Origin of the sequence: Desulfogranum marinum, from assembly GCF_963675105.2 — a bacterium.
Taxonomy (GTDB): domain Bacteria; phylum Desulfobacterota; class Desulfobulbia; order Desulfobulbales; family Desulfobulbaceae; genus Desulfogranum; species Desulfogranum marinum.
In genome coordinates this window covers 1,329,159-1,343,008 of the sequence record NZ_CAXXRO010000002.1, presented here as the reverse complement: position 1 = coordinate 1,343,008, position 13,850 = coordinate 1,329,159, and the positions used below count along the sequence as shown (strand labels likewise).

At 46.8% G+C, this 13,850-nt stretch carries 12 protein-coding genes; 6 read left to right on the top strand and 6 right to left on the bottom strand.

What is annotated here, in order from left to right:
- Positions 1-30: 30 nt before the first annotated feature.
- The 3 genes from ACHZCY_RS06775 to ACHZCY_RS06765 all read left to right on the top strand — a co-directional run bounded on the left by ACHZCY_RS06775 (position 31) and on the right by ACHZCY_RS06765 (position 3,499).
- Positions 31-561, top strand: a complete 531-nt coding sequence (locus tag ACHZCY_RS06775) for a TRAP transporter small permease subunit (protein WP_319548287.1) — start codon at positions 31-33, stop codon at positions 559-561.
- Positions 558-1,886, top strand: coding sequence for a TRAP transporter large permease (locus tag ACHZCY_RS06770; protein ID WP_205221827.1), 1,329 nt, complete (start codon positions 558-560; stop codon positions 1,884-1,886). Before ACHZCY_RS06775 ends, ACHZCY_RS06770 begins: the two co-directional genes overlap by 4 nt.
- Positions 1,887-2,020: 134 nt before the next feature.
- Positions 2,021-3,499, top strand: coding sequence for an MltF family protein (locus ACHZCY_RS06765; protein WP_319548286.1), 1,479 nt, complete (start codon positions 2,021-2,023; stop codon positions 3,497-3,499).
- A gap of 317 nt (positions 3,500-3,816) precedes the next feature.
- Here the strand turns inward: ACHZCY_RS06765 and ACHZCY_RS06760 are convergent, their stop codons facing one another.
- Positions 3,817-4,668, bottom strand: coding sequence for a YitT family protein (locus ACHZCY_RS06760; protein WP_205221825.1), 852 nt, complete (start codon positions 4,666-4,668; stop codon positions 3,817-3,819).
- A 493-nt stretch (positions 4,669-5,161) separates the two neighbouring features.
- Here ACHZCY_RS06760 and ybaK point away from each other — a divergent pair, with 493 nt between their 5' ends.
- The 3 genes from ybaK to ACHZCY_RS06745 all read left to right on the top strand — a co-directional run bounded on the left by ybaK (position 5,162) and on the right by ACHZCY_RS06745 (position 8,398).
- A complete protein-coding gene (ybaK, locus tag ACHZCY_RS06755) occupies positions 5,162-5,629 on the top strand; it encodes a Cys-tRNA(Pro) deacylase (RefSeq protein WP_205221824.1) in 468 nt (155 codons plus the stop codon).
- Positions 5,630-6,063: 434 nt separating this feature from the next.
- Complete coding sequence (gene leuA, locus ACHZCY_RS06750) at positions 6,064-7,743, top strand: 2-isopropylmalate synthase (protein ID WP_394713371.1); 1,680 nt, start codon at positions 6,064-6,066, stop codon at positions 7,741-7,743.
- 439 nt (positions 7,744-8,182) lie between these two features.
- The gene (locus ACHZCY_RS06745; protein ID WP_319548284.1) at positions 8,183-8,398 is read left to right on the top strand and encodes a hypothetical protein; all 216 of its coding nucleotides are present in this window, start codon (positions 8,183-8,185) and stop codon (positions 8,396-8,398) included.
- 82 nt (positions 8,399-8,480) lie between these two features.
- Here the strand turns inward: ACHZCY_RS06745 and mobB are convergent, their stop codons facing one another.
- The 5 genes from mobB to ACHZCY_RS06720 all read right to left on the bottom strand — a co-directional run bounded on the left by mobB (position 8,481) and on the right by ACHZCY_RS06720 (position 13,848).
- The gene (gene mobB / locus ACHZCY_RS06740; RefSeq protein ID WP_319548283.1) at positions 8,481-9,137 is read right to left on the bottom strand and encodes a molybdopterin-guanine dinucleotide biosynthesis protein B; all 657 of its coding nucleotides are present in this window, start codon (positions 9,135-9,137) and stop codon (positions 8,481-8,483) included.
- Between the two features lie 71 nt (positions 9,138-9,208).
- Positions 9,209-10,495 carry a hypothetical protein gene (locus ACHZCY_RS06735; protein WP_319548282.1) on the bottom strand — a complete coding sequence of 429 codons (1,287 nt, stop codon included), beginning with the start codon at positions 10,493-10,495 and terminating at the stop codon, positions 9,209-9,211.
- Positions 10,479-11,162: an ABC transporter ATP-binding protein gene (locus tag ACHZCY_RS06730; RefSeq protein WP_205221819.1), complete on the bottom strand. Its 684-nt coding sequence runs from the start codon at positions 11,160-11,162 to the stop codon at positions 10,479-10,481. The genes ACHZCY_RS06735 and ACHZCY_RS06730 overlap by 17 nt, the downstream gene beginning before the upstream one ends.
- Before the next feature lie 201 nt (positions 11,163-11,363).
- Positions 11,364-12,602, bottom strand: a complete 1,239-nt coding sequence (locus ACHZCY_RS06725; protein ID WP_319548281.1) for an ABC transporter permease — start codon at positions 12,600-12,602, stop codon at positions 11,364-11,366.
- 22 nt (positions 12,603-12,624) lie between these two features.
- A complete protein-coding gene (locus ACHZCY_RS06720; RefSeq protein WP_319548280.1) occupies positions 12,625-13,848 on the bottom strand; it encodes an ABC transporter permease in 1,224 nt (407 codons plus the stop codon).
- Positions 13,849-13,850: the final 2 nt, after the last annotated feature.

Here is a 13,850-nt window from a genome sequence, read left to right as displayed (position 1 = left end):
GTCATGTGTTTTGTGACAGGGCAGTTTTGTATGCACACAAAATTTTATCAGTCTGCCATGTTAAATAAAGTTGAGCTGTTAATCAGTCGAGTCGTTGATTTTGTGGGAAGGTGTTTGGCCATTTTGCTTTTGCTGATGGTACTGAATGTGTCCTATGATGTCATGATGCGCTATTTGTTTCACGCAAGTTCTGTTGGGATGCAGGAGATGGAGTGGCATTTGTTTGCCGTCATCATCTTATTTGGAGTCGGCGTTGCCTTGAAAGAGGAGGGGCATGTCCGGGTTGATTTTTTATATGACCGATTGAGCAAGCGGAAAAAGGCTGTCATTAATGTGTTAGGGACAATTTTTCTCCTTCTTCCTTTGGCATTATTAATCCTTTTCGGCTCCATTGATTTTGTTCTGGACGCATATAACTCGGGTGAGATATCTGAAGACCCAGGTGGCTTGCCATTAAGATGGATTGTTAAATGTATGATTCCCGTGGCGTTCGGTTTTCTGCTTTTTGCAGCCGTCGGTTATATCCTTCAGAATGTTGAAAAATACAGGAGTAGCAAATGACTGGGATAATAATGTTTTTTGCAGCTCTGGCATTACTGGTTGTTGGCTACCCCGTAGCCTTTACTTTCGGTTCTGTAGCCATGTTTTTTGGTCTTATTGCGGCAATTGTGGAATTGCTTCCAAACCCTAGCTTCATGAGTGTTATGGAAGAATTTTTCAGTATGTTTTCAATGATGCCGTTCAGGACCTATTCCATCATGACCAATACCATTTTGATGGCAATTCCACTGTTTATTCTGATGGGAATTATTCTTCAGAAGTCTCAGTTGGCAGAGCGGCTGCTGGAATCCATGGGGATTTTGTTCGGCAAGGTCCGGGGTGGCCTGGCAATCAGTACCGTTTTGGTGGGCACCTTGCTTGCTGCCTCCACTGGAGTGGTTGGGGCCTCAGTTGTTGCGATGGGCGTTATCTCGCTGCCGGTCATGCTGAAATACGGGTACAGCAAAAAGCTCTCCACCGGAACTATTTGCGCAGCCGGAACGCTAGGACAGATCATACCTCCTTCCATTGTGCTCATTATTTTAGGCGACGTTTTTCAACTGCCGGTGGGTGATTTGTTTAAGGCAGCCTTATTTCCCGGGTTGGCACTTGTTGGCTGTTATGTTCTCTATATCCTCGTCATTTCTATGATAAATAAGGACGCTGCTCCGCGGATTGTGGTTCCGGAAGACGAGAAGAAAGGCATGGTTTGGCGGGCGGTTTTGGCCATAGTCCCTCCACTTGCACTGATAGTTATGGTACTCGGGTCCATTTTTGCTGGTATCGCCACTCCCACTGAATCTGCTTCTGTAGGAGCTATCGGCGCTATGCTTTTGGCTGCGGCATATAAAAAACTCAGTTGGAAAATTGTTATAGATTCCTGCAGGGAGACGGTCAAGATCACGGCTATGGTTTTTGCTATTTTAATTGGCGCCACAGCTTTTTCCATGGTGTTTGTTTACACTGGTGCGGATCTTCTGGTTGAAGAATTTATGATGAATCTTCCCGGTGAAAAGTGGGGTTTTTTGATCCTGTCCATGCTGGCAATTATGGCTCTTGGCTTTTTTATCGATTTCATCGAGATCTCCTACATCGTTGTTCCCATCCTGCTGCCGATTTCTGAAGCCATAGGTATCAATCCGATGTGGTTTGCGATTCTGATCGCGATGAATTTACAGACATCTTTTTTAACCCCGCCTTTTGGGTTTTCTTTATTTTATTTAAAGGGGGTATGCCCACCAGGTGTGCGCACCGTTGATATTTATAAAGGAGTTATGCCTTTTATTATTATTCAAATTGGGGTGCTGGCTTCGTTGGTTATTTTTCCAGGGCTCTATGGCTTTTAGTCGGAATTTCTCATCAGTACAGGCGGTGGCAGGTTCATAGGAGGATGGTCCCGACCGGACTGACCTTGGGCGAGCATTATGTCTGGTGCAAGTGGTATGCGGGGCGAATATAAGGTTAAGATGGGGAAAAGTTGATGTTTGGGGAAGTTCGGTTGTACGTTTACTTGTTGATAGCGGCATGCATTTTTTTACCAGGAGCCGCTTTTCAAGCAGCTCTTGGGGCACCATTGCCAGAAAGTGATGGTGTGCTGTACCACAAAAGTAAGAAAGTCGGTGATTTTGATGTAATGGAAAAAGATCATATGATCAGGTTCCTGGTACCTTTTAGTAAAACCTTTTATTTTCTTGAAAAGGGCAAACAAATGGGACTGGCTTATGAGAGTGTCAAGTTTTTTGAAAAGTATATCAATCAGCAGCAGCAAAAAGGTCATGTTAAAATAAAAGCCGTTATCATACCAACCCCTCGTGATCGCTTAATTCCAGATCTGGCTGAAGGATATGGTGATATTGCGGTGGGCAATTTGACCATCACTCCTGAACGGTTAAAAATCGTTGATTTTGGTGATCCTTTTTATCGGGATGTCAGAGAAGTTGTCATCACCCCTGGTAATGCTCCATCTTTTAAGTCTTTGTTTGACCTGGCTGGAAAACAGATTTTTGTTAGAAAATCAAGCAGCTACCATGAAAGTCTCCTTCATGTCAATGAAACGTTGGCTGCAACTGGGAAAAAGCCGATAAACATAATGCCGGCTGATGAGTATCTGGAGGATGAGGACCTGCTGGAGATGGTGAACGCCGGCCTCATTCCTATGGTGGTTGTTGATCTGCATAAAGCTGACCTGTGGAAACAGGTATTTCCCCATATTAAGGTGCATGACAACATCGTTATCCACAGCGGCGGTAATGTTGCCTGGGCAATTCGTAAAAAAAGTCCTTTGTTGAAAAAACAACTGAATAGTTTTGTTAAGACTCACCGTCAGGGCACGCTGCACTTCAACATACTGATGAAGCGATATCTTAAAAGTACTAAATATGCGCGTAATAATGTTTCCAAAAAAGAAATCAAGAAGTTCAATGACGTTGTCAAGTTGTTTCAGAAATATGGCGATCAGTACGCTTTTGATTGGCTGATGCTCGGGGCGCTTGCCTACCAGGAGTCGGGCCTTGATCAGGGCAAAAGAAGTAAGGCCGGTGCGGTGGGAATTATGCAGGTTTTGCCAAGTACGGCAGCTGACTCGAATGTGAATATTCAGGGTATTGACAAGCTGGAACCTAATGTTCATGCCGGGACAAAATATTTACGTTTTATGGCTGATCGATACTATTCCGGGCAGGAAGTGGATACGTTAAATAAATATCTTTTTTCCTTTGCTTCTTATAATGCCGGCCCGGCACGCGTTGCCAGGCTGCGCAAAGAAGCGTTGCAGAACGGCCTCGATCCCAATATCTGGTTTAATAATGTGGAACTGGTTGCAGCCCGGAGAATTGGGCGGGAGACTGTTCAGTATGTCTCAAATATTTATAAGTACTATGTCGCCTACAAGTTGATCGTTAGAGATATTATGAACAAAGAGGTGGGGAAAAAAATATTGCAACAACAGTATGCCAACTAAGGCAAAATGTTCCCCCTCGAAAAGGGAGAACCATTGTCTGCAGATGAATATCGCTTGTTACCTAAATCTTGCATGTCAAACATGACAAAAATGCTTTTAGTTATGTTTTTCCAGGCTGTTGTGGGGTTTATCAACAAGAAATCAGTTCACTTTTTATGTGAGTTACATTTAAGAGCATTTTTCTCATGCTTGCCACCCTTCGGGATTGCCGATTTTACCGAATCTGCTTTGTTTGCGCACACTTGAAGTACTACAGTACGTCTGCGTGTACGCAGCCTCGCACCTTCGGCAAACTTGGCAATTGCAGGATTTAGGTGTTAATATAATTTCCGTTTGCCAAAGCCTGAACCAATAACATTAAAACTATTTTCCACAATAAACAGTGCGTTGTTGTCTGTTTCAAAAACGATATTTTCCATTTTTTTGAGCTGAATATTGTTGGTTATTGCCATGAGAATCAGCTTGTCCTGTCCGCTGTATGCTCCTTTTCCCCGTATAAAAGTTGCTCCCTGGGACAGCTGATCCTGTAGAGCTTTTGCTATACGTTTGCTGTGGTCACTGATTACATAGACTATTTTTCGTTGGCTAAAAAGTGTCATGACCTGGTCAAGGGTAGTGGAGTTAATAAAAACCAGGATAATTGAGGCGATAACCATGTCAGGACTGTAAAGCGAGGCAGCTAATCCAAAAAGGATCGCATTAAAGAAAAGGTATACTCTACCAACCCCAATATTGAACCTGGTGTACAGCATTACGGCAACGATATCGAGCCCGCCGGCTGACCCTAGAGAACGGAAAATGATACCTGTCCCCAGCCCACAGATGAGGCCGCTGGCAATGGCTGCGTAGATCTGTTCATGGATGTGAAAATTGAGCGTGATAAACTGAGCGGCTAGAGAGGTGATGATCATTCCGTACAGGCTGTAGGCAAAAAAGCGCTTTCCCACAAAAAAGTAGCTTATGATAAAAAGCGGCACATTCAGGAGGAAGAACCATATGGAAGGTGAAAATCCCTCTACGGTATAATTTAGCAGAAGGGCAGCCCCGAAAATGCCACCGGTAATGAAATTGTGATGAATGGCTATTGCCTTGATACCGATTGCGTAAATCGTTGAACCAGCAGTAATTAAAAAAAGGTTCCAGATCCAAGATTGTGATAAATTGCTCACTGGTTTTTTCCTGTAGGGTGTTCGTTGATGGAAAAGGTAAAGGACATTGATAAATGGATGTGAGGATGCCGAAAATAGACGGAAACAGCGGAACAGGCTGATAACTAATTGGCAGCTTTTAGTTTTCGCTACCCTGCAGAAGGTAGCGAAAATTAATATAACGATCAATCAATGGTCGTATTGTTTTGCGTGCTCTGTATTATTGTACATGGGTTGTTCAGCCTCTGCTTACCATAATTTTCTATGATTTGCTGCCCTTTCTCTGAGCCGACAAAATCGATAAATTTTGAGGCGGCAAGCTGTCCCGCCGTGGCACCTTGTGGCTGACACAATCCATGATAGGTATTAATCAAAACCGGATCGCCTTTAAAAGTATTCTAAGGATCCCCAGCTCTTTCATGTCCGCGACCCAGGTTGAGGCGTCGGTCATGAAATAACCGTCGATTTCATTTGCTTTTTTAAGGGTGGCCATCAATCGAGTATAGAAAAAATAATGACTCCAGGAATCAATACTGCCAAGAAAGCTAAGATTTTTTATAAAGTGCATGAATATTCCCACGACCCCAAAAGCGATTCTTATGGCGCTGAAGCAGCCGAGAAAATGGAAGTAGCCGAACAACGGATATTCAAGACACTTGTCGTCCGAATCGGCCCCAAAGATTTGATTGTAGGAGTGGTCCCGGTAGCTTCATCATTGCATATGAAGAGTATTGCAAAGGCTGCGGGAGCCAAAAAAGCAGGTATGGCCGATCCCGTAGACGTGGAAAAGTCGACAGGGTATGTTTTAGGAGGTGTAAGTCCTCTTGGACAAAAAAAGAAACTTGCCACTATCATAGATTCTTCGGCACAAAAACATGCGACTATTTTTGTCAGTGCCGGTCGCCGAGGCCTGGAGCTGGAGCTTAAGCCTGACGATCTCAAGGATTTAACCCGTGGTTTTTTTGCAGATATTTGCAGGTGAAAGAGCGAGTTTGTTGGAGCCTTTTGCAGGGAAATCACTACGCCTGCAAGGTAGGACAGAGCTGCTATGGGCTTTATTTCTTTGGGGAAAGCGCGGACAACTGATTCGTGATGAATGAGTGCTGATGGAAATTGTCGACACTTTTAATGGTGCTGCATAAGCGGAACATTTTGGAATATCCGTATTTCTTGCTTGACAATCTGCTGGGTGGCTTTAGTATGTGTAAAATTATAAAATACATCATGACTGCTATGCCTAACAAACTCGCTCTACTTCTACTCCTAGATGAACTGCTACCCACACCCGTGGTAGATGAGGGCGTTGTTTTCTGAGATACTATTAGGACTGACCCTTTAAAGCCACGGTTTGTATAAACCGTGGCTTTTTTTTTTGTTTTTTTGACTTCTGCTTATGTGGAGATGGAAATGGACCCGATAAAGACTCAAAAATATAGACCCTATACGAGAATCGATTTACCTGATCGTACCTGGCCGTCAAAAGTGATTGATGCTGCACCTGCATGGTGCAGTGTTGACTTGAGAGATGGCAATCAGGCTCTTGTCCAGCCAATGAATCTCGAAGAAAAGTTAGAGCTATTCCAGTTACTGACCAATATAGGGTTTAAGGAGATCGAAGTCGGATTTCCGGCAGCCTCCCAGATAGAGTTTGATTTCATGCGGATGCTTATCGATGGAAATCGGATTCCTGAAGGGGTGGTTATCCAGACACTTACCCAGTCCAAGGAACAGCTGATTAAGAAAACCTTTGCCTCTTTTGAGGGAGCTAAAGACGCAATAATCCATCTCTACAATTCCACCTCAACATTGCAGCGCGATGTGGTGTTTAAAATGGAGCGCAAGGAAATAGTTGCGCTTGGTGTGGCCGGTGCCAAACTGATTCATGAGCTGGCAAAAGACAGCGATGTAAAGGTTCGCTATGAGTATTCTCCAGAAAGTTTTACTGGAACCGAGCTTGATTTTGCCCTTGAGATATGTCAGGCGATCATGGATGTGTGGGAACCGACACCGGAAAATCCAGTCATCCTTAATCTGCCTGCCACTGTTGAGATGTCGACCCCCAATATTTACGCAGACCAGATAGAGTGGTTCTGCCGTAACCTTCCCAGCAGAGATTGCGCATTAATAAGTCTGCATGGGCACAATGATAGAGGGACCGCTGTAGCAGCCACCGAACTCGCTCTTATGGCAGGGGCGGACAGGGTGGAGGGGACCTTGTTTGGTAATGGCGAACGGACCGGTAATGTGGATTTGGTTACCCTGGCTTTGAATATGTTCACCCAGGGCGTGGACCCTGAACTTGATTTGTCCAATATCAACAAGGTCATTAACGTGTATGAGCGTTGCACCAAAATGAGTGTCCATGCGCGGCACCCCTATGCAGGTGAATTGGTATACACTGCTTTTTCCGGGTCCCATCAGGACGCAATCAACAAAGGCATGGATGCGATTATCCATGATCCGCAGAGCTTTTGGGAAGTTCCTTATCTGCCCATTGACCCTCAAGATGTCGGACGGACCTATGAATCGATTATCCGTATTAACTCCCAGTCCGGCAAGGGTGGGGTGGCGTATGTGATGGATAAGGACTTTGGCTTTAAGCTGCCCAAAGAAATGCATCCAGGCTTTGGTCGTGTTGTCCAGGAAATTGCTGATGCGCAGGGGGATGAGTTAAGTCCGGACATGATTTTTCATGCCTTTGAAAAAGAATATCTCTTTAATAGTACCGGTTATGCCTTAAAGGCTTTTAATGTGTTGAAGCGGCATTTAGATAATGATGAAGAATCCTCAACTGCCGAAGTAGAGGCCATGCTGGAGGTTCATGGGGAAGAAAAATGGATCGAAGCGGTTGGTAACGGACCGCTTGATGGCTTTTGTCAAGGGTTGCGCGATACCCTGGGGCTTGATTTTACGCTGCATGCTTATCACGAGCACGCGCTTACCCGAGGCAGTTCCTCCAAGGCGGTCACCTATATAGAAATATATGATCAGGATAATGAGAGCTGGTGGGGCGCGGGAGTGGACACTGATATTATTATTTCGTCCATTAAAGCACTGCTTAGCGCCTTAAACAGGTCTGATAATAAAAACAATTAAGGTTTAGCTGCACCCACGGAGTTCGCGTTACCCCTGCGCACGATCAGACCGGAAAACGTAGCATGAGTATAGTTATCCAGCAGAGTTGTACGCATCAGCCTGGATTTCTCATCAATAAAGTTTTTCGCAGGGCAAGGCACAAGCCGCGCAGCAGGTAAGCGAAGACTCCGATAGTAAACTACCGCAAGTGGCTTGTAACGTAGATCCTGCGGAAAAATCTATTGACCCAAAGGGGGAACTTTTTGATTTAAAACAAAAAACACACTGTTAATAGTGCAGGTTGTATTTTAGTTAATAATATCAATTGGTTGAGTGTTAAATCAAAAAGTTCATGAGAAATTCGGGCTAGAGCTTTACTCAACAGTTACAGATCAAGGTTAAGGTGAGATTCGTTGAATATCTACCACCAAGTAAACTCCATAAAAGTGGAGAGCAAACATTGGCTTCTTTAATAGAGACCGTAAATAATATTTTTCATATCATCACCGACTGGCTGCTGATCATCCTCGGTGTTCTGCTGATAGTAGTTGCCAGTCGGGCCATTGATGTCAATATCGTTAAATATGGCGTTATTGCGGTGGGCGTCGGCCTTGCTGTGGCTGGATTCTGGTTTCGCTATAGTCGGATGAAGAAAAAGCATAAACCTAGATCGTAATTTTAACGAGTTGGAAAGCCCTATTAATAGTAGATAATGCCTGTCTGTCTTTTGGCGGCATTGGCTTTTTCACTTTTTTAGATCAGGAAACTTCTATATTGATATGAGTTTTTTCCTCTTGCCACATTAGGTCGTTTGCCTGAGCCCAGCCAAACAGAGACTGGAGGATGGCCTGTTCCAGGGCCGGCGGTAATTCAACTTCTTTGCCGGCAAGTGTTACTCTACATTGGTTGGTGATTTTTGGGTTTTGCTTGCAGAATCTTTCTTCAATCATGGTTGCCAATTCTTCACTCTGGTCAGCATCAAAGTGAAGGATGCCTTGCACCTGGGCATCACCGACCAGGGCGATGACATTGTCCACCTGGGAATAGAGGAAATCATTCCCTTGTCGGTGCACCTCAATTTTGGGTACAGGAGAGGTGTGTTTGAAGCCTTCGACGATCACAATATCCATTGAGCTGAAATAGATTCCAGCCAGGACATGGAGATTAAGATCAGGTTTTGCCGTACGTACTACCAGTTGATCCGGAGCAGCCAAGGCAACACCGGCAGCTCCTGCCATTGCATACGTATGGGTATCCGTGCCGGGAGTGTCGGAGGCGATCCCAATGTCTTTGGTCGATTTTATAACACCAACCGCAAGTCCACGAGTGGTGAGGTGTTTAACCACCTTGCTTGCCAAAGTTGTTTTTCCTGAATTATGCCAGCCGATGAAGCCTACCAGAGGTATCATTGTCATAGTGCTCACTCGTTGTGAAGGGTCTATCAAAAGGAACGAAAAAGACTGTCTGCTACTGTAACGACCATTGCTTAGAAATACCAGGTAAGGATCAGGTAGAGTTGGGTCGGACGGCTTGTGGTAATTTGAGAATCGTCAAGGGTAATGGAGCCATATTCACTGTTTGCACTCCCAACTGGGATGTTGCACCCGCCAAGCAGTTGCAGGGACGAGGTAATGCTCCAGTCAACTCTGGGCTGCAGCAGAAAAGAGGTGTCATCCAGGTTGACTATTGCTGAGGCATAAAGGTGTATCAGAGGGTGTACCTCATATTGGAGCATGCCGTCGATGTACCAACGACCAGTGGCAAAAAGATCGCCACGAGCAAGACGCTCCAGGGTCGCTGGATCCTGGAATGCTTCCTGTGGGGTATCATGGCCCAGGCCATTGTAATAGATTTCCAGCAGACCGTACCAGTTTTTTGAGGCCCAGGTCCACGAATAATCCAGGTTGGCTACCGCCGATAGATAGGTGCCTGCCTGGTCGCCTGCATCGGTCACGATAATATCCGAACGGAACAGGGCACTGCCCAGGAAGCGATTTATTCCCAGGCCATAAACAGTATCCTCATAATTGCGCATGAGATACAGGTCTATATCGTTTTCTAAAGCAGTAAACTTGAGTTTTACCCCAGCCGTAGACGTACTGGTCTCAACTTCTCCGGTCTCTTCGTCCCGCCGGGGAACAACGGCAAGCTGGACGTCGTTTATGCGGTTCGTGGTTACCTGATAAAGAGCCATATCACTGCCGACTTTATAGTCACGGATAATGTCGGACGGAGCAAAAGGGTTGACCAGGTCAGCAGGATTAAACAGCATGCCGTTTCCCCAGGTAAGTGCTTGCCTGCCCAATGAAAAACTGCCAATATCTGTTTGTAGCACTGCAAACAAGCGGTCCAGTCGGTGGTAGGCAATAACATCGCTGTCTTCTTTGAGAAGACCGGTTAAAGAAAACAGCTGACGACTGTCGTCGGGATAAGATGAGGCCGTGGAAAAGGGCGAACCAGAAGGTGCGTCCAGTGCCTGGAGAGCACGTCTGGTCTGCCCGCCCCCTATGGCGGCCTCATAACTACATTCCATAAAGAAAGAGGGCGTTGCCTGGTACTGCAGATTGAGCCTGCCGTCCAGAGCTCCATCAATAAAGGAGTGTTGGTCCTCGTTTTGGGAAAGAGCGTCCTCTCCATCCCGCAAAGAGGCAACTCCTTGAGCTCGTAATTGTCCTTGCCAGGTAAGCTCCGCCCAGGCGTTGAAAGGCAATGCAGTCAGGGGCAGCAATACCAGGCCGATTGCCGGCAGCAGCAAATTACTTGCGGATGTCATCTGCAATGCGGCCATCTTTCAGGGTGATAACCCTGCGCGCATAGTCCATGACCATCTTGTCATGGGTTGCAAAAACAAAGGTTACCTGCTTGTCGGTGTTCATTTGCTGCATCAGGTCAAGCAGTTTTTGCCCGGTTACCGAATCCAGGTTGGCGGTCGGCTCATCTGCCAGAACGATGGCAGGGGAGGCAACCACTGCTCTGGCTACCGCAATCCGCTGCTGCTGTCCACCGGAAAGCTCGCTGGGACGCTGGTCGGCCTTGTCGGCAAGCCCTACATCTGCGAGAATGGCTTTTACTTTTTGTCTGCGTATGGATGAGGGGATTTTTTGCAAGCGGAGGATGTATTCAACGTTTTCAGCGGCGGTTAATACCGGTATCAGGTTAAAGGACTGAAAGACAAAACCAATGTCCTGGAGACGCAGGTCGGCAAGCTCGCCTTTTTTCAAACTGCTGAGATCTTGTCCGTCGAGAAGGATGGTTCCCTTGTCAGCTGTATCTATGCCGCCTATAAGGTTGAGCAGGGTGGTTTTTCCGCTCCCTGAAGGGCCGGCAAGGGCTGTAAACTCTCCTTTGTTAATGGTCAGGGAAACATCATCAAGGGCTTTGAATTCGGTTTTTCCCTGATGGTAAATCCTACTGACATTGTTGACTGTTACAATCGCCATTAAATGATTCCTGTGGTGAATGTTCCGGAAGCGTGCTTATAAATGAGTCTGTTGATTTACTAGAATTTTCGTTCAAGGTCGAGGCATGATGAAAAAATAACCACAGGCATATATTTGATATTCCGAGGATTATTTTTTCATCATAACGAGGTAAGCGATAGACTCCGAGAGATTGGGCGAAAAGGCAGTAAAACAACAGGCTCATACGTGCCGCATGGTTTGTACCGGTGAAAATTTTGTAGCCCGAAGTGCTGGATACAGGCCGGTGAACATGCCCAGCAACAACACCACACTGTTGGCGGCAATAATGTCCCAAGACGTCAGCAATGGGTAAATTATTCTGCTGATACCCCAGAATTCTGCTCCTTCTGCGAAAATTGCGAGATCAATACCGGAAGAGAAAAAAAAGTGTACGGTTATGAAGGCCGCTACACTGGAAATGCTGCAACCAATGGTGAGCAGCAGCAACAGCTCGCTCATAACCATCTTGATGATGCATCCCGGTCGCATGCCAAGGGCCTGTAGCAGGCCAAACTCCCGCATCCGCTCGTAAACTGCCATGAGCATGGTGTTTACCAGGCCAAAGGCCATAGCCAGGAACACGATAAGATACCAAATCAGCATAAAGCCATCAAACATTTCAAGGTAGCTGCTGATTGCGGGAAGCATTTGTCGCCAGTTCCTGGCAAGGAGCTGTTTGTCGCTCACATTTGCCTGGAGAAAAGCTGTGGTGGCTGCCAGGTCAACAGGCGGGTTACCGTTATTGTCAGGCAACTGGATAGCTATTTCAGTAATGTCGTTGCCTACACCAAGCATTTGTTGCATGGTATGGAGCTGCACAAAGGCAAAGGCTCGTTCGGTACTTTCAAGCTCGGCGGCAAAAACGCCTTGTATGCGAAAAGCTTTGGCAATATTGGTGCCGTCAGCCCCCTGGCAGGTGATCACCACCTTTTGCCCCAGTTTACCGTTTATTTTTTTGAGCAAGCTGCGGCCGACGATAATACCGCCTTGGTTTTGGTTGCCAAACAGCGTGCCCTGCGCCGGCGGTCTGCCGATGAATGAAACGCCCTGTTCCAAATCAGGATCAATCCCCACCAGCACCAGGCCAACATGTTCTCTGCTGGTGCTGAGCATGGCGTCGGCGCGAATGCGTTGCACAACTCTTGATCCCGACGGCAGCATTGCTGTAATCTGACGGAGTAGCTTTTCCGGGGTAATAATACGATGTTCTATCGCCGGGTCAGCAGGGTGTTGCTGATGCTCAATTTTTATATGCCCTACCAGGTTATTGATGGAATTAGAAACCATGCCCTGGACAGTGCCTCTGGAAAAGGCTGCCATGACGATCATGCTGCTGATGCCGATGATCACCGCAGTGAGGATGATTAAGGTCCTGCGTCGGTTTCTCCAGAGATTTCTCCAGGCCAGGATTATGTACATATATCTCCTCTAAACATTGTATCTAACAGGACCTGAGCGCATCCACCGGTTTCAGGCCAGGTACTTTCAGTGCCGGAATAAGCGCTGTGAAAAATGTGATGATCAGCAGGAGGGCAGGGCCAAGGCAGGCGGATATCCATGAAAGCCGGGGGTAAAAACGATCTTCAAATCCATATTGGGCCAGGAGTTCACCACCATCTCCAAAGCTGATACCCTGGTGGCTGAAATACACGGTGAGACCTATACCGATCAACGTGCCGAGCGCAATACCGGTGAAGGTCAGGAGCATTGATTCCGTCAGGATCATTCGTACCAGACGAGCCGGCCTGGCACCAATGGAAAGAAGAACGCCGAACTCTCTGGTTCGTTCAAAAAAAGCCATGAAAAAAGTGTTCAGCACGCTAAAGGCAACCACCACCACCAAGATGATATACATGATAATGCCGCTGATTAAATCAAGCTCCATGGATTGCCTGAGGCCTGGTGCCAGCTTGTCCCAGGTGAGGATGGTGAGCGAACGGAAAGCTGGGTTGCTTTGCAGGGCCTGGGTAATGGGAGTAATGTCTGCAAGGTGCTCGGCGGTGATGATGACCCGGTGTGCAGCTTTTTCCATGAAAAAGATGTGGTTAAAGTCAGCAAAGGTGATGTGAACTGTTGCCCGGTCAACGGCATCAACACCGGTTGTGTAGATGCCGATGATGGTAAACAGGGCTGCGGCAATGGAGCCGTCCTTACCTTGACCAAGCATGGTGCATTCGTCGCCGATGGTCAGTTGGAGCCGTTTGGCAAGCAGAGAGCCGATCAAGGCAACGCCATGATCACCCTTTTGAAGGTATCGTCCTTGTTTGATTTGCCTGGGCAGGGTGGTGACCTTTTTCTCTTTTTCCGGCTGGATGCCGAAAATGGTTGTTCCCCTGCTTCGCTTTTCCCCAGACATCAGGGCAAAGGCCTCAGAACGGAGGGCTACGTTGTTTACCCCGTTAATGGGCTCTATCTCAGCGACAAGGTGTTGAGCGTCGGCAACCACAAGGTGCATTTCCTGGCGATCATGATAGCCAGGTGACTGCACTTGCAGGTGGCCCGTGCTTTGTCGCACGGTTGCATTGATCATATCCTCGTAGGAGCCGAACTGAAACGAGAGCATGAAGACGAGGAGGACGGCGGCAAAGACGATGGCAAGAATGGTCAGCAGCGACCTTCTCGGGTTGCGCCACACATTGCGCCAGGCCAGGATCATGTCACCCATCT